Origin of the sequence: Streptomyces sp. NPDC048254 (assembly GCF_043201895.1) — a bacterium.
Lineage (GTDB): Bacteria > Actinomycetota > Actinomycetes > Streptomycetales > Streptomycetaceae > Streptomyces.
On the sequence record NZ_JBICZJ010000003.1, the window covers coordinates 115,780 to 128,771 of the forward strand.

Annotated in this window: 13 protein-coding genes; 8 read left to right on the plus strand and 5 right to left on the minus strand. The window is 73.9% G+C overall.

What is annotated here, in order from left to right; genetic code table 11:
• Nucleotides 1–17 precede the first annotated feature (17 nt).
• The gene (locus ACGFZQ_RS10370; RefSeq protein WP_393839966.1) at nt 18–1,502 is read right to left on the minus strand and encodes a bifunctional phosphatase PAP2/diacylglycerol kinase family protein; all 1,485 of its coding nucleotides are present in this window, start codon (nt 1,500–1,502) and stop codon (nt 18–20) included.
• Nucleotides 1,503–1,574: 72 nt separating this feature from the next.
• On the opposite strand from ACGFZQ_RS10370, the gene ACGFZQ_RS10375 reads away from it, so the two are divergent.
• From ACGFZQ_RS10375 to ACGFZQ_RS10385, 3 genes are all read left to right on the plus strand, one after another.
• Entirely contained in the window at nt 1,575–2,234 is a 660-nt protein-coding gene (locus tag ACGFZQ_RS10375) for a histidine phosphatase family protein (RefSeq protein WP_393839967.1), read from the plus strand.
• Nucleotides 2,235–2,415: 181 nt separating this feature from the next.
• On the plus strand, nt 2,416–4,035 hold the full coding sequence (locus ACGFZQ_RS10380) for an ABC-F family ATP-binding cassette domain-containing protein (RefSeq protein WP_393839968.1): 1,620 nt from the start codon (nt 2,416–2,418) through the stop codon (nt 4,033–4,035).
• Nucleotides 4,036–4,117: 82 nt separating this feature from the next.
• On the plus strand, nt 4,118–4,375 hold the full coding sequence (locus ACGFZQ_RS10385; protein ID WP_351730319.1) for a DUF6158 family protein: 258 nt from the start codon (nt 4,118–4,120) through the stop codon (nt 4,373–4,375).
• A gap of 20 nt (nt 4,376–4,395) precedes the next feature.
• Here ACGFZQ_RS10385 and ACGFZQ_RS10390 read toward each other — a convergent pair whose 3' ends face one another.
• Both ACGFZQ_RS10390 and ACGFZQ_RS10395 read right to left on the minus strand, forming a co-directional pair.
• Complete coding sequence (locus ACGFZQ_RS10390) at nt 4,396–4,932, minus strand: type 1 glutamine amidotransferase domain-containing protein (protein WP_351730322.1); 537 nt, start codon at nt 4,930–4,932, stop codon at nt 4,396–4,398.
• Between the two features lie 61 nt (nt 4,933–4,993).
• Nucleotides 4,994–5,374 carry a DUF2795 domain-containing protein gene (locus tag ACGFZQ_RS10395; RefSeq protein WP_351730324.1) on the minus strand — a complete coding sequence of 127 codons (381 nt, stop codon included), beginning with the start codon at nt 5,372–5,374 and terminating at the stop codon, nt 4,994–4,996.
• Between the two features lie 866 nt (nt 5,375–6,240).
• On the opposite strand from ACGFZQ_RS10395, the gene ACGFZQ_RS10400 reads away from it, so the two are divergent.
• From ACGFZQ_RS10400 to ACGFZQ_RS10410, 3 genes are all read left to right on the plus strand, one after another.
• Nucleotides 6,241–6,372: a hypothetical protein gene (locus ACGFZQ_RS10400; RefSeq protein WP_351730327.1), complete on the plus strand. Its 132-nt coding sequence runs from the start codon at nt 6,241–6,243 to the stop codon at nt 6,370–6,372.
• Between the two features lie 120 nt (nt 6,373–6,492).
• The gene (locus ACGFZQ_RS10405) at nt 6,493–7,773 is read left to right on the plus strand and encodes an aminotransferase class I/II-fold pyridoxal phosphate-dependent enzyme (protein WP_393839969.1); all 1,281 of its coding nucleotides are present in this window, start codon (nt 6,493–6,495) and stop codon (nt 7,771–7,773) included.
• Complete coding sequence (locus tag ACGFZQ_RS10410; RefSeq protein WP_393839970.1) at nt 7,770–8,885, plus strand: MBL fold metallo-hydrolase; 1,116 nt, start codon at nt 7,770–7,772, stop codon at nt 8,883–8,885. Before ACGFZQ_RS10405 ends, ACGFZQ_RS10410 begins: the two co-directional genes overlap by 4 nt.
• A 16-nt stretch (nt 8,886–8,901) precedes the next feature.
• Here ACGFZQ_RS10410 and ACGFZQ_RS10415 read toward each other — a convergent pair whose 3' ends face one another.
• Together ACGFZQ_RS10415 and ACGFZQ_RS10420 are read right to left on the minus strand one after the other, a co-directional pair.
• Nucleotides 8,902–9,540 carry a VTT domain-containing protein gene (locus ACGFZQ_RS10415; protein WP_351730955.1) on the minus strand — a complete coding sequence of 213 codons (639 nt, stop codon included), beginning with the start codon at nt 9,538–9,540 and terminating at the stop codon, nt 8,902–8,904.
• Nucleotides 9,541–9,554: 14 nt separating this feature from the next.
• The gene (locus ACGFZQ_RS10420) at nt 9,555–10,328 is read right to left on the minus strand and encodes an MBL fold metallo-hydrolase (RefSeq protein WP_393839971.1); all 774 of its coding nucleotides are present in this window, start codon (nt 10,326–10,328) and stop codon (nt 9,555–9,557) included.
• Between the two features lie 84 nt (nt 10,329–10,412).
• Here ACGFZQ_RS10420 and ACGFZQ_RS10425 point away from each other — a divergent pair, with 84 nt between their 5' ends.
• Together ACGFZQ_RS10425 and ACGFZQ_RS10430 are read left to right on the plus strand one after the other, a co-directional pair.
• Complete coding sequence (locus ACGFZQ_RS10425; protein ID WP_351730337.1) at nt 10,413–10,844, plus strand: hypothetical protein; 432 nt, start codon at nt 10,413–10,415, stop codon at nt 10,842–10,844.
• 131 nt (nt 10,845–10,975) lie between these two features.
• Nucleotides 10,976–12,976, plus strand: coding sequence for an alkaline phosphatase family protein (locus ACGFZQ_RS10430; RefSeq protein WP_393840370.1), 2,001 nt, complete (start codon nt 10,976–10,978; stop codon nt 12,974–12,976).
• Nucleotides 12,977–12,992: the final 16 nt, after the last annotated feature.

Genomic DNA, 12,992 nt, shown 5'->3' on the forward strand with positions numbered 1-12,992 from the left:
TGTGGACTGACACTCTGTCAGTGCGGTCGGTAGACGGTCAGCGCCTCCGGCAGCTTGTCCACCGACACCACGCCCTTCACGTCGGTGACTTCACCGTCGTACGCAAGCGGGGTACCGGTCTTGAGGCCGGTGAGACGCAGCCGGCTCACCCGCACCTCCGCGTGTGCGGGGGAGCGGCTCAGCGGGCCCGCGAGTGCGGCGGTGAGCAGGCGCAGCGCGGGATGCCGGCCGCCGTGCACCACCCGCACGTCCAGCTGGCCGTCCGCCAGGTCGGTCCGCCGGCCCGGTGTCAGGCCCATCCGGTGGTAGACGCAGTTGCCGACGAACAACAGCCACAACGGGTGCGCCGAGCCGCCGAGTTCGACCTCCAGTGGATGCTGGTCCGTGCGCAGCACGCGCAGTGCCGCCAGCACCTCGGCGGGCCGGCCGCCGATGCGGTGCGCCCAGCGCTCCCGCTCGCGCACCAGCTCCGGATACACACCGAGGCTCAGCGTGTTGAGGAAGATGCCCTCCTGGCCGTCACTGGCGAAGCGGCCGACGTCCACCCGGACCGCCTCGCCGTCACGCACCGCGCGGCCCAGGCCGCGGCCGCCCTCCACGGTCAGGTCGTAGGCGAAGTGGTTGAGGGTGCCACCGGGCAGCACCGCGAGCGGCAGGCCGTGCCGCAGCGCGATCCGGGCGGCCGCGTTCACGGTGCCGTCGCCGCCGCACACCCCGAGCGCCCGCGCCCGCAGCGCCGCCTTCTCCAACTCGGCCTGTACATCGGCCGGTTCGCACTCCACCAGCTCGGCCTTCGGCAGCTCGTCGTGCAGCGCCCGGACCCGGTCGGAGCTGCCCGAGGCCTGGTTGGCCACCACCACCAGCCCCTCCCCGTCGGGCAGCGCCGGGGCCTGGGCACGAGGTCGGGGCGACGGGCCCAGCTGGCTCCGGGTCGGCACCAGTCGGCGTATCGCGAACGCGGCGCCCACGCCCAGGGCCGCACCCGCGAGCACATCGCTCGGGAAGTGCACGCCCGTGTAGACCCGGGACATCGCGACGGAGAACGCCACCGGTGCCACCACCGCGCCCCACCCCGGGGACTCCAGGGCGACCCCCGCCGCGAACGCCGCCGCCGACGCGGCATGGCCGGAGGGGAACGAGGTGGTGATCGGCTGCCGCTTCAGATGCCGTACCGCCGGCACCGGGTCCAGGACCGGCCGGGGCCGGCGCACCGAACGCTTGCCGAGGGTGTTGATGGTCAGGGAGGCCAGGCTGAGCGAGGCCAGACCGCGGGCGGCGGCCCGGCGGGCCCGGGGGGTGCGGGACGCGGCCACCGCGGCGGCCGCCGCGAACCACAGCACGCCGTGGTTGGCGCTGCGGCTCAGCCGGGGCAGCACCGGCTCGGCGAACGGCCAGTTCCGCTCGGCCGCCACCTCGAACAGCCTCAGGTCGAGAGCGAGCAGCCGGTCGCGCAGCGCGTGCCGACCGGGTTTCAGGACCGTCAGGTCAACATCGGGACTCATGCGAGTCCGGTTACCCTGAAGTGGCTGTTTCCTGCCTGCCCGCGGTGCGGTCGAGTGAGAGGAACCCCCCGGATGCGCCTGCTCCTCATACGTCATGGGCAGACCCCGACCAACGTCGACTTCCTTCTCGACACCGGCGTACCGGGCCCCGGTCTGACCGCGCTCGGCGAGCAGCAGGCGGCGGCCCTGCCCGAGGCCCTCGCCGACGAGGACATCGAGGTGCTCTACGTCTCCACGCTGACCCGCACCCAGCTCACCGCCGCGCCGCTGGCCGCCGCCCGCGGCCTGGTCCCGGTGGTCCGCGACGGCATCCGCGAGGTCTCGGCCGGCGACCTGGAGCTGCTGCCCGGCCATTCCGAGCGGGGCCAGGAGTACATGCGGACCGTGTTCGCCTGGGCGGCCGGCGACACCGGGCTGCGCATGCCCGGCGGGGAGACCGGGGACGAGGCCCTGGCCCGCTACGACGCGGTGATCGCCGAGGCCGCGGCGAGCGACGCCGGGACGGTCGCCGTGATCAGTCACGGCGCCGCGATCCGCCTGTGGACGGCGGCCCGCGCCGACAACGTCGACGTCCCCTTCGCCACCGCCCGCCCCCTCGACAACACCGGCGTGGTCGTCCTGGAGGGCTCTCCGGCCGACGGCTGGAAGGCGGTGTCCTGGGAGGGTGCGGTGGTGGAGCCGGCGGGGGAGAGCGGGCCGGCGGGGGAGCCGCTGGAGTCCGCCGCGGAGTGAGTGCGTCACGGGGGTGCCGACGTGTTCGGGTGCGGGTGCGTCGTGGTTGCTCGCGCAGTTCCCCGCGCCCCTTCAGGGGCGCGGGGAACTGCGCGACCAGCCCCCTCCGGCCCCGCGGCCGAAGGTGGCTGGCCGATAACGGTTTGCCCTATCTCGGACGTGCCACGCAGAATCCCTGACCATGGGACACCTGGAAGCCGCGCATCTCGAGTACTACCTCCCCGACGGGAGGGCCCTGCTCGGCGATGTGTCGTTCCGGGTCGGTGAGGGGGCCGCCGTCGCGCTGGTCGGCCCCAACGGCGCCGGCAAGACCACCCTGCTGCGGCTGATCTCCGGCGAGCTGAAGCCGCACGGCGGCACCGTGACCGTGAGCGGCGGCCTCGGCGTGATGCGCCAGTTCGTGGGCTCCGTACGGGACGAGACAACCGTGCGTGATCTGCTGGTGTCGGTGGCGCCGCCCGGGATCCGGGAGGCCGCGCAGGCCGTGGACCGGGCCGAGCACGGCATCATGACCGTCGACGACGAAGCCGCCCAGCTCCGCTACGCGCAGGCACTCGCCGACTGGGCCGAGGTGCGCGGCTACGAACACGAGACGCTCTGGGACATGTGCACGATGGCCGCGCTCGGCGTGCCGTACGACAAGGCCCAGTGGCGGCAGGTGCGCACCCTCTCCGGCGGTGAGCAGAAGCGGCTGGTGCTGGAGGCCCTGTTCCGGGGCACCGACGAGGTGCTGCTGCTCGACGAGCCGGACAACTACCTCGACGTCCCCGGCAAGCGCTGGCTGGAGGCGCAGCTGGGGGAGACCCGTAAGACGGTCCTGTTCGTCTCCCACGACCGGGAACTCCTCGCCCGCGCCGCCGAGAAGATCGTCTCCGTGGAACTCTCGCCGACCGGCGCCGACGCCTGGGTGCACGGCAGCGGCTTCGCCACCTACCACGACGCCCGGCGCGAACGCTTCGCCCGCTTCGAGGAACTGCGCCGCCGCTGGGACGAGAAGCACGCCCAGCTGAAGAAGCTGGTGCTGAACCTCCGCCAGGCCGCCGCCGTCTCCCACGAGATGGCCTCCCGGTACGCGGCCGCGCAGACCCGGCTGCGCAAGTTCGAGGAGGCCGGGCCGCCCCCGGAGCCGCCGCGCGACCAGGACATCAGGATGCGGCTGCGCGGCGGCCGGACCGGCGTGCGTGCCGTCACCTGCGCGGGACTCGAACTCACCGGCCTGATGAAACCCTTCGACCTGGAGGTCTTCTACGGCGAACGGGTCGCCGTCCTCGGCTCCAACGGCTCCGGCAAGTCGCACTTCCTGCGGCTGCTGGCCGGGGAGGAGGTGGCGCACACGGGGCAGTGGAAGCTGGGCGCGCGGGTGGTGCCCGGGCACTTCGCCCAGACCCACGCCCACCCCGAGCTCCAGGGCCGTACCCTCCTGGACATCCTGTGGACGGAACACTCCCAGGACCGGGGCGCCGCGATGTCCCGGCTGCGCCGTTACGAGCTGACGAACCAGGCCGAACAGACCTTCGAGCGGCTCTCCGGTGGTCAGCAGGCCCGGTTCCAGATCCTCTTGCTGGAGCTACAGGGTGTAACGGCGCTGCTGCTCGACGAGCCGACCGACAACCTCGACCTGGAGTCCGCCGAAGCCCTCCAGGAGGGTCTGGAGGCCTTCGACGGCACGGTGCTGGCCGTTACCCACGACCGCTGGTTCGCCCGTGCCTTCGACCGCTACCTGGTCTTCGGCACCGACGGCCGGGTCCGCGAGACCCCGGAGCCGGTGTGGGACGAGCGCCGGGTGGAGCGGGCCCGCTAGACAGGCCCGGCGGCCCGGACCTTCGTACAGTGGATGCAGGAATCCGGACCGCCGGGACGGACACGACGAGCGGGGTACCACCATGACCGGAGTCGACCCCAGCCGGCTGGACGACCAGCAGCTCATGAAGGAGCTGGAGACCATCCACCGGACGCGCCACGACACCCTGCTGTACGCCTCCAACGACGCGCTGCGCGCCCACAACGAGCGCATGGCCCAGCTGGAGGGCGAGTACCTGCGCCGCAACCCGCGCCGCATCGTCGCCGCCGGCCGCACCCGGGAGGGCGCCCGGGAGCGCAGCTGCGCGGAGACGGCGACACCGCGCGCCCCCGCGAGCTGAGACCGGCGCCCTTCTCGGGCTCAGGCCTCGCGGAGCGCGTCGAGGAAGGCCTCGCAGAAGGCCTTGAGGTCGTCCGGCTTACGGCTGGTGACCAGCGTGTTTGGACCGGCCCCGCACACCTGGACCTGCTCGTCGACCCAGGTGCCGCCGGCGTTGCGGATGTCGGTCCGCAGGCTCGGCCACGACGTCAGGGTCCGGCCACGCACGACATCGGCCTCGATCAGCGTCCAGGGCGCGTGACAGATCGCCGCGACCGGCCGGCCCGCCTCGAAGAAGCCCTTCACGAACGCCACGGCCCGCTCGTCCGTCCGCAGAATGTCCGGATTGGCGACCCCGCCGGGCAGCACCAGCGCCCCGAACGAGTCCGCCGAGGCGTCGCCGACCACCTCGTCCACGGGGAACGTGTCCGCCTTGTCGAGATGGTCGAAGCCCTGGGCCCGCCCCGGCTTCGTCGACACCAGCACCGGCTCGTGCCCGGCGTCGGAGACCGCCTTCCACGGCTCGGTCAGTTCCACCTGCTCGACGCCCTCGGGCGCGGTCAGAAACGCGATACGCATGATGTTCACTCCTTGCTTCTCGACTGCCTCGACTTCCTCGGCTGCATCGCCGGTGTCCGGCTCACTCTCCGCCGGCCACCGCATCCGCCAACGCCAGCAGGTTGCGATAGCGCGTCGAACGCGGCAACCGGGAGACCCGCTGGACGAGTGCGTCGGAGGCGTGGCCACGGCGGAGCACCCGCACCAGTTCGCTCGGCTGCGCCGGGAAGTCGTGCCGGGTCAGGGACCGGGCCAGCTCCAGCCGTACGGTCGCCGGTGACGGCCGGTCACTGGTCCACGGCTGCATCGGGGCGCGGTACACCTCCGGGTCGTCCTCGGCGGGCGGCTCGGGGTCGTTCCAGTCCTCGGTGCGCGTCGGATGCCCGGACCTGAGCAGTCCGCGCAGCTCGTGTTTCATCTCGTCGTCCCGGTGAACGCTCAGCCGGTCACTGCCTCGCTGCATGTCTCCCTCCAGGTGCTTCGGGGGTGCGGGACGCGTACCCGGTGACAAGGGGCCGACACGCCGGAACCGGCCCGTGACGTCACCCGAAAGGACCGGCGTGTCCCGCGAATGGGGGTCGGCCGCGCGCGGCACGGCGTGGGGCGGGCTGTGATGGCTGCGGGGGCACCAGCCGCGTGTCCCCGGAGTCGTACGTTCCGAGGAGTCACCCCATGCGCCGTACCGCTCGCGCCCTGTCCGTCGCCGTCCTGGCAGGTGCCGCGTTCGGCGCCGCCGGTACGGCCGCCGTGGCCGGCCCCGCCGCCACCGTCTCTGTGACCTGCGCGACGACCGACGGGACCTGCCCGGCGGAGGGCAGGGTGCAGGGGCCGCCCCGGAGCACACCCTTGACGGTCGCAGGCAGTGAGGGGAGTGAGGGGAGCGCCCTCCGGAATGAGGGGAGCGCCGTGCCCCCGGCCGACGGTGCCACGGTCCCGGGCGGGGACAGTGCGGTCCCGGGCGGGGACGGCGGGGTGCCTCACGGGGATGACGGCACGGCTCCCTGGGGCGACGGCGGCACGGGCGCTCGGGGTGACACCGGTACGGGCGCGCGGGGTGACACCGGCACGGGTGCTTGGGGTGACGACGACGGGACGGCTGCTCGGGGTGACGCAGGCACAGGTGGCCGGGGTGACGATGCCACGGGTTCTCGGGGCGACGTCGGGGGCGGTACGGCGACCGGGGGCAATGGCGAGCGGCCCTGTGCCGCGGGGCAGAAGTCGTGCGGCGAGGGCGGACACGAGTGTGCCCCCTCCGGTTCCGCTCATTCCTTCGGCTCCTCCGGTTCCGGCGGTGACACGGACTGCGCTCCACCGACCGTCGAGCACGGCGTGGAGGCCGGGGCAGGCGGCGCCTTCACGGACTCGGTTCCCGCACTGGTCGCGGGCGGCATGCTGATCGCGGCCGCGTGCGGCGGCGCGGTGTACCGGCTGGCCGGCGGGAGGTCCCGCGCGGACGGATGAGACGGCCGCCACCGGGAAACCCGAGGGGCGACGACCCCGGCACCGTACGCATCACCACCCGACGAAGCGCACGGCCCGGACCGGACGGCACACGGCACCACGGACTGCGCGGAGGCGGACATGCGGCGGACGGATCCCGAGGATCAGGGGCCGCTCCGGGACACGCCCGCGCGGGGCCACGGACCCGTCCGGTACGGGCCGCACCTGCCCGACGACGGGCTGCCCGTCCTGCCCGAACTCTCCGCCGCGCTGGCCGCCGCCGCGAGCCGGGGCGGGGAGGAACCCGTCGGAGGCGGTCCGGCGCTGCTCGACGCGGCCCGCGGCTACTGGGAGCGCCGCGGGCTGCCCGCCACGCCCGGCCGGGTGACCGCGGGCCCCGGCGCCCCCGCCCTCCTGCTGGCGCTCACCGCCGCGCTCGGCGGCGACGTCCTGGTGCCGCGCCCCTGCGCCGCCTGGTGGGCGCCGTACGCCCGACTCCTCGGCCGGCCCGTCTTCCACGTGGCCACCCCGGCCGAGTCCGGGGGCGTACCCGACCCCTACGCGCTGCTGGAGACCGTGCGCCGGGTCCGGGACGAGGGCGGTGACCCCCGGCTGCTGGTGCTCTCCGTCGCCGACGACCCGACCGCCACCGTCGCCCCGCCCGAGCTGCTGCACGCGACCGTCGAGGCGGCCACCGGCGAGGGACTCCACCTGGTCAGCGACGAGACCTGGCGCGACACCCTGCACGCGCCGCACGCCACCGTGCTGCTCAGCCCCGCCGAGATGCTCCCGGACCGGGTCACCGTCGTCAGCGACCTGGCCGGCGCCCTGCTGCCGGCCGGCTGGCCCGCCGCCGTCGCCCGGTTCCCCGAGGGCGACACCGCTTCGGCCCTGCACGCGCGCGTGCTCGACGTCCTCACCGCGCTCGGCGCCCGCCTCGCCGGACCGGTCGCGGTCGCCGCCGCCCACGCGCTCGACGAGCCCGAGCCCGTCACCGCCCGCCGGGCGGACGCCGTACGCCTGCACGCGCGCGTGGCCGCCGCCGTGCACGCAGCGGTGGTCGCCGGCGGCGGCGTGGCCCGGCCCCCGCAGGCCGGCCGTCATCTGTATGCCGACCTGGAACCGCTGCGCGCCGCGCTCGGCGCCCAGGGGGTCGGCGACGCACAGGAGTTGGAGGACTTCCTCACCGCCCGGCTCGGCATGCCCGCGCCCGGCGGCCACCGCTTCGGCGACGACCTCCAGGCGCTGCGCGTCCGGCTGGCCACCGGGCCACTGCTGGGCGGCACCGACGAGGAACGCCTGGAATGCCTCACGTCCCCCGCACCGTTGGAACTGCCACACGTGCAACGCGCGTTGATGTCCTTGAGGTCGGTACTCGACGATCTCCGCGACGACGCTCAGCGATGGGAGCCTCCTCGATGACGCAGCAGACGCAGCAGACGCATGAGTCAGGGTCCGCCACGACGACTGCGACGACTGCCGACCCGACTGCCACGACGGCCCGGGACGCCACCACCACCCCCACCACCCCGACTCCCTACACGCCGCCCTTCCCGCCGCTCGCCGAACCCCGCCCGCTGGGTGAACTCCGGGTCTGGCCGCGGACCTTCCACGACCGTCTGACCGCACCCCTGCCCGGCCTCAAGGCCATGGCCCGCTTCGCCCGCGAAGGTTCCGTCCGCCCCGGGCGTGAGGGCCTCGCAGACATCCTCCGGCTGCCCTACGAACCGGGTCCGCTGCCCCGCGTCGACACCGACACGGTCGCCGTCACCTGGGCGGGGCACGCCAGTTGGGTCGTCCGGATCGGCGGCCTGACCGTCCTCACCGACCCCGTCTGGTCCCGCCGCATCATCGGCACCCCGGCCCGGGTCACCCCGGTCGGCGTCGACTGGGAGACACTGCCGCGCGTCGACGCGGTCGTCATCAGCCACAACCACTACGACCACCTGGACGCCCCCACCCTGCGCCGCCTCCCGCGCGACACCCCGGTGTTCGCACCGGCCGGCCTCGGCCGCTGGTTCCGGCGCCGACGCTTCACCACCGTCACCGAGCTGGACTGGTGGGAGGCGGCGGAACTGCCCGGCGTCCGTTTCGACTTCGTCCCCGCCCACCACTGGTCCAAGCGCACCCTCACCGACACCTGTCACAGCCTCTGGGGCGGCTGGGTCCTCACCGCCGCCGACGGGCAGCGCGTCTACTTCGCCGGCGACACGGGTTACGGCCACTGGTTCTCCCGCATCGGCGGCCGCTACCCGGGTATCGACCTCGCCCTGATGCCCATCGGCGCCTACGACCCCCGGTGGTGGCTGAGCGATGTCCACCTCGACCCGGAGGAGGCGGTCCGGGCGACGGAGGACCTGGGGGCGAGGCGGATGGCCCCCATGCACTGGGGCACCTTCATCCTCTCGGCAGAGCCGGTGCTGGAGCCGCTGCGGCGGGTACGGGCGGCCTGGAAGAAGGCGGGGCTGGACCGGGAGAACCTGTGGGATCTGCCGGTCGGGGGGTCAAAGGTGTTGGAGTTCAGCGCCTCATAGGGCGTGGCACCCGCAGTCAGCCGCGCACCGCACCACCCCGAACTCGCCGCACCACACTTGGCATCGCGCTGATCACCACGGTCAGCGCGACCGCCAGCACAACCCCCTCCCACGGCTCCGGGAACAACGACCCGCCCAGAATCCCGATCAACTGATAGGTCACGGCCCACGCCACGCAGGCCGGTGCGTTCCCCCGTGCGAACCGCCGCAACGGCCAGTCGGCCAGCAGACAGGCCAGCATCACCGGGATACGCCCGGCCGGCACCAGCCGTGACAACACCAGTACGGCGACCCCGTGCTCGGCCAACCTCGCCTGCGCCTGCTCCAGCCGGTCCTCCGGCGCCCGCGCCCGGATCGCCGCCAGCCACCGCGACCCGTTCTTCGACCGCATCCCGCGCCGCCCCAGCCAGTACAGCGCCGCGTCCCCCAGGAAGGCGGCCAGCGACGCCGTCACCAGCACCAGCGCCAGCGCGAACGGCGCCGTCTGGTGAAAGGCCACCACCGCCGCCGAACTCACCAGCGCCCCCGTCGGCACCACCGGCACCAGCGCCCCGACCAGCACCAGCAGAAACAGCGTCGGATAGCCGATCGCCTGCTGGGTGGACTCGGTCGACGAGGTCGACGAGGTGGCCGCCGTGGCGCCGGCGGCCGCCATCACCGCCAGCAGTCTCACCGTGCGACCTCCAGCCGCACACTCTCCCCGTGACCGAGCCTGTGCACCGCCACCCGCGGCGCGTACTCCGCCGCCAGGCGCACGAACTCCTCGCCCGGCGCATGGAACTCGTGGGGGCGCACTCCGTCCATGCCGATCGGCCAGTACGTCCCGTAGTGCACCGGCACCGCGCTGCGCGGCGCCAGCCGGGCCAGCGCCCGTGCCGCCCGCCCGGCGTCGAGGTGCCCCTCTCCGAGGTAGGGCCCCCACCCGCCGACCGGCAGAAGGGCCACGTCCACCGGTCCGACCGCCTCGGCCATCTCGTCGAACAGCCCGGTGTCCCCGGCGAAGTACGTCCGTGCCGCACCCTCGACGACATATCCGAGGGCGGGGGAGCGGTGCGGGCCGACCGGCAGCCGGCGCCCGTCGTGACGTGCGGGTACGACTCGTACGACGAGTGGGCCGACGGATATCTCGTCCCCGACACCGACCTCGGTGATCCGCAGCTGCCGGAGCCGACGGAGCGTGGGCACCGCCCGTGGTGCGCCCCGGGGCACAAGCAGGCGCGTGCCCGGGGCGAGCCCGGCCAGCGAGGGGACGTGCAGATGGTCGGCGTGCAGGTGGGAGACGAGCGCGAGGTCCGCACGACGGGCCTCGGGCGGCGGCGGGGCGCCCCGGCGGCGGCGCAGGTGCGCGAGCCTGCGCGCGAACAGAGGATCGGTCAGCAGTCGTACGCCCGAATCCTCGATCGTGCAGGTGGCGTGACCCCACCAGGTGATCTCCACCGGCACCTCTTTGCCTCCTTCGCGCGACTCCCCGAAGCCTACGTGCAGGAGTAGGGTCGGCGGCGAAACCCGGAGGTGAGGGGGGACGCCATGGGACAGGTGCGGGGTGCCTACCGCGGGCTCGCGCCGGTGCGGGTGACCGCCATCGCGAGTCTGACGCCCCTGGAGGAACTGGAGATCGACCCCTTCCTGGTCGACTCCCGCAGCCAGCACGCGATGTGCGCGCGCTGGGCACTGGAGCACGGGTACGTCATCGCCCGGGAACTCCTGGTCCGCGGGCTGCGCCACGACCACAGCGCCCTGTGGGCAGGTGTCCGGCCCGGCCTGGACGTCTTCGTGGCACCGAGCAGACGGGTACTGGAGAGCGCGCTGTCGTCGGTCGAGGACTTCACGGCGGAGTGCGCGAGACGCGGGGTGCGGGTGGAGACGGTGGGGCGGGCCGAGCCCTGCTACGACGCCCAGATGAAGGCGCGGGTGCACCGGAGGCTGTCGATGCCGACGGCGGGGTACGACGGGAGGTGAGCCCGCTCGCGTCCACGGCCGTGTGACAGTGTTGGCGGCAGCAGACCCGCGGCGGACGCGGGTCGCGGACGTGAGGTCGGTGGGGCGTGCGGTGGCGGCGGTTCGTCAGTCAGATCGGGCGGAGCGTCGTGGTGTGGGCGGTGTCCACCGTGACCATGCTGGTCCTCGCCGGGATCCTGCCCGACTTCCAGCTTCAGTCCGCCGACGGTGACAGCGCCACCCGTATCGCCGTGACCGCGGCCCTCGGTGCCGGTGCCTTCGGTGTCCTGTCGGCCGTCGTTTGGCCCCTTCTCGTACGACTGCTGCTGTTGGTGCCGGCCCTCGTCCTCGGCCTGCTGGTCTTCTTCCTCAACGGCTCCCTCCTCCTCGTCGCCCTGCGCATCAACCCCTCCGGACAGAGCGAGGCCGCCCCGGAGACCGCCGTGATCGTGGCCGCCGTGATGTCCGCCGTCGCCTCCGCCACCGGCGGTGCCCTCGCCGTCCGTGACGACGACGCCTACCGGCGCCGGCTCTCCCGCCTCGCCACCCGCCGCCGCAGTTCCCGGCCGCCCTGCCCGGCCACCCCCGGCACCGTCTTCCTCCAGTTCGACGGCGTCGGCCACGACGTCCTCACCGCCGCCGTCGCCAAGGGCCTGATGCCGACGGTCGCCGCCTGGCTGGACGGCACCCACCGGCTCACCGCCTGGCGCACCGACTGGTCCAGCCAGACCGGCGCCAGCCAGCTGGGCATCCTGCACGGCTCCACCTTCGACGTCCCGGCCTTCCGCTGGTACGAGAAGGACAGCCGGGAGGTGATGGTCTGCAACCGGCCGACCAGCGCCGCCGAACTCCAGCGCCGTGCCGTCGAGCGCACCGCCGACGGGGGACTGCTCACCCTGGACGGCGCCAGCCGCGGCAACCTCTTCAGCGGCGGCGCCGACGAACAGGCGCTCGTGCTGTCCATAGCCACCCGGCGCCGGGGCCGGGAGAACCGTTCCCGCGCCGGCTACTTCGCCTACTTCTCCGACCCGGCCAACTCCGTCCGCACCGCGCTCTCCTTCTTCGCCGAGGTCGGCCGCGAGCTCGGCCAGTCGGTCACGGCCCGGATGCGCAAGCAGCGGCCCCGCGTGAAACGCGGCGGCCTCTACCCCTTCGTCCGCGCCTTCGCCACCGTCGTCGAACGCGATGTCGTCGTCGCCGCGGTCATGGGCGACCTGCTCGCCGGCCGCACCGCCGTCTACGCCGACCTCGTCGCCTACGACGAGGTCGCCCACCACTCGGGGCCGCACAGCCGCGACGCCGAGAAGGTGCTGCAACGCCTGGACCGGGCCCTCGCGCTGATCGGGAAGGTCGCCGAGCACGCGCCGCGGCAGTACCGGATCGTCGTCCTCTCCGACCACGGGCAGAGCCCCGGCGAGACCTTCCACTCCCGGTACGGCCTCACCCTCGGCGACCTGGTCCGGGCCGGCTGCGGGCTGCACGTGCCGCGCCGCGCCGAGCGGACACACAGCGGCGCCGAGGCCCGGGCCGCCGTCCGCGCGGCCCTGCGCAGGCCGGTCGAGGAAGGCGGCGAGAAGCACCGGCCGACCCGGTACTCGGAACCGGTCGTGCTCGCCTCCGGCAACCTCGGCCTGGTCTCCTTCCCGGACGTGCCGCACCGCATGACCACGGAGGAGATAGACGCCCGGTACCCGGCCCTGCTCACCACCCTCGCCAACCACCCCGGCATCGGGTTCCTGCTGGTGCGCAGCGAGGAGCACGACGGGGTGGTGCTTGGGGCGTACGGCGCGGAGATTCCCCTGGACCGGCTCGACGCGCATCCGGGGCCGCTGGCCGTCTTCGGGGCGGGCGCGGCGGACGCCGTCCGGCGAACGCACTCGTTCCCGCACACCGCCGACATCATGGTGAACTCGTCGTACGACCCGGAGGGCGGCGACGTCCTCGCGTTCGAGGAGCAGATCGGGTCGCACGGGGGGCTGGGGGGCGCGCAGGGGAGGCCGTTCCTGTTGTCGCCGGTCTGCGTCTCCGCGCCGGTGGAGGAGGGCGAGGAGCTGGTGGGGGCGGAGGCGGTGCACGGGGTGTTGCGGCGGTGGCTTGGGGAGGCGGACGGGCCGCAGGTGCCGGTGCCTGCCGGCGAGGAGACGGCCGCGTAGTTCGTTCAGCGCGGGC